Below are 2,553 nucleotides of genomic sequence, written 5' to 3'. Positions count from 1 at the left end.
TGCGCTGCGCACCTGAACCAGGCAAGGGATTTGCTGCTGCAGAGCATCATCCGAAAAACAGGTATTCAATACCAGCAGCTACCGGATCCGGAAAACTTTGAGGTGGATGTATTGAACATTGCGGAACGGGTCACCCCGAGCCTGTCCCCCATTGAGATCACCGAATGGTTGTTTGGTATTGTCTGTCAGGCCAGAAGCCTCGGGCATGTTTTCAGCACGTTCAGGCTGCTGTATCCCGGAAGTGAAAATATTGCCTCCCTCAACCGGGGCTGGTTCTCATTAAAGCGCCTCTACCGGACACCCTGAGGCTCAGCGTCATATCGATGGTAAAAACGTTGTGGGAAATTTTTCTTCATCCACAGAACGATCTGTTCTTTATTCTGTCTGAAACTGTGGTTGTTCATCCAGTAAGCTTTCCTGTTTTCAGATGAGCAGCTTTATTTTCCTGTGGGTGTTTCGTACGGAGCCAGAATGTGGAGAGATTCATTTATCACCATGTGGAGGGACTCAGGTATCACCAAATTATGGACAGCATCCTCAGCACCCACGGCGATTCAGTAAATACGCTTACCGAAGCGCATTGTTTTGCAGGGAGGAAAGTCAGTGTCGATCATAATGTCGTTCGGTCAATATGCATAGAAAACCAACGCTGGTCGTTCGCTGAGCAGATCAAAACACTGTTTGAGGTTGCCATTAACAACAACTTCTCTCCAGCGCTTGATGATAAATCCGGCATAAAGAAGTTTAACCGGTGGTTCTGGGGAGCCTGTTGTCCGGCAGAGGGTGTAAAATCACCATACGGCTGTACCTGCAAGGTAGTACATCTGGTATATCCGAAACAGAAAGTCGGAGGCATCCTGACAGAAAACGAGCGCAGAGTTATTGTTGTTAAAGACGAGCCACCGGATGTGTCCCTCAGCCTGAGGCCCGATGCAATATTAGCACTGGGTGCCTGTCGCCTGATTGAGTCGGAAAGGTTTCTGAAGATGCATGAGCAGCAACTGAAAAAGGCAGCTGCTGAGACATCATCCATATTTCTGGAAAAGGCCAGCAGCAAACGTAAAGAAGCTTATCAGCACTTGGCAACAGCCAACATATTGAATGCTGAGCAAACCCGGAACCAACTGAGATCCTGGTTTATTCAGTACGCATTAAATAACGGTACAATCAGCCAGGCCAGTGATGTAGAGAAAATAAAACAATTTCGCTCTGGCCAGCAGGAACGGCTGTCGGATCAGTGGTTCAAACTACTCATAGACAGTGGCCTGTACCCCAACACCGAACCTCTGGCATCTCCCTTTGCCATAACACAACGTCTGGCCGACATAGCCAGTCGATTCATAACAACCAATAATTATTATCCCCATACAGCCGATGATTCGCCGGTTTTACTGTTTTCCAGATATGAATTCCTGCTTGAGCCCCTGCGTGACCAGCCCGGTTACCTTTCCGAGCCAGACGATGAACACGAAGTGCTGTACAGGGCTCTACATATTGCCATTTTTGCTGACGAGGCTCGTATAACCCATCAGCTGGCCACACTAAATGAGGCCTTGTCAGAGGATTCACATAACAACCAGCTAACCTCCACCCCGGCCAGCAAATTAACCAGGGCAGTTACCCAGAGAGCCGAAATCCGGTGTCTTCAGGACGTGGCTAAGAATATCTCAACCACCCACGGCGTATTTGTCAAAACCAAAAAAGCGGGGCAGGCTGCTTCGTCTGCTACCTGGTTTAAGGGCCCGACACTGTTTCCGGAACCAGAGGACCTGGTGACGGCATTCGCTTATATTTTCAACGTCATGACCTACCCCAAACCTAATGACAAAACCCGCATTTACAATATGCCCCGGCATCGCGAGAAAATGATGGAGGCTTTTCAATTGCTGAAACAGGCCGTGGGCAGCGAACCGCCATTACCGGATAATCTCCATGGTTATGCCTGTTTTCTCATGGGCTGGCTCCATGAGCAGCAATTAATTAACCATCCATCACCGGAGAAGGCGGCAACATTGTATGAACAAGCCGCCAGCCGGGGAAAATTCATTCCATTAAACCTTCAGGCCGGTGACCTGTTTGCAGAAATCGGCGACTACAGCAATGCCTGTCGATGTTATGAGAAGATGTATCAGCAACTGCAAACGCTGGTGGATTCCTCCGACGAGGATGCGGCAACAGAGGACAGCGGTTATCTCAGCCCTTCATTTCAGGATTATTTGCGGTCAAAAATTGAATATGTCCGAATCAAGGCCAAAGATACGCGCTACCTGCGCCGCCTGACACCAGAGGAGATTCAGCAATACATCAACGGAGATAAAGATACCCGTCAAGGAACACGTCAACGGACAAATGTCCCGGCCGACCACCAGCGTCGTGAACCTGTCAGCAGTCAACCGCAGTGCCAGCCTGGACACCTTCAGCCACCAGATGGAAGTGCGCTGTTTCAGGATAAGGGCGTGGATAATGATACCAGCGATGCTGACAGCAACACTGCTGCACCAGCAGCCAATCAAACCCCGGGCAGCCCTGGTGCCTTGAGACAACCGGCGGTTC

The 2,553-nt window shown here is 49.8% G+C and carries 2 protein-coding genes; both read left to right on the top strand.

Annotated elements, in window-relative coordinates; translation table 11 throughout:
* Positions 1-306: hypothetical protein (locus J7438_RS25070; protein WP_209278777.1), on the top strand; the 306-nt coding region annotated here is incomplete at its 5' end.
* Positions 307-524: 218 nt separating this feature from the next.
* Positions 525-2,553 (top strand): SEL1-like repeat protein (locus J7438_RS25065; RefSeq protein ID WP_209278776.1); only part of this gene is annotated, 2,029 nt, incomplete at its 3' end.

The sequence above is a fragment of the Thalassotalea sp. G20_0 genome, assembly GCF_017744175.1.
In the GTDB taxonomy this organism is placed as follows: domain Bacteria; phylum Pseudomonadota; class Gammaproteobacteria; order Pseudomonadales; family Endozoicomonadaceae; genus Endozoicomonas.
This window is presented reverse-complemented; position numbering and strand designations above follow the sequence as displayed.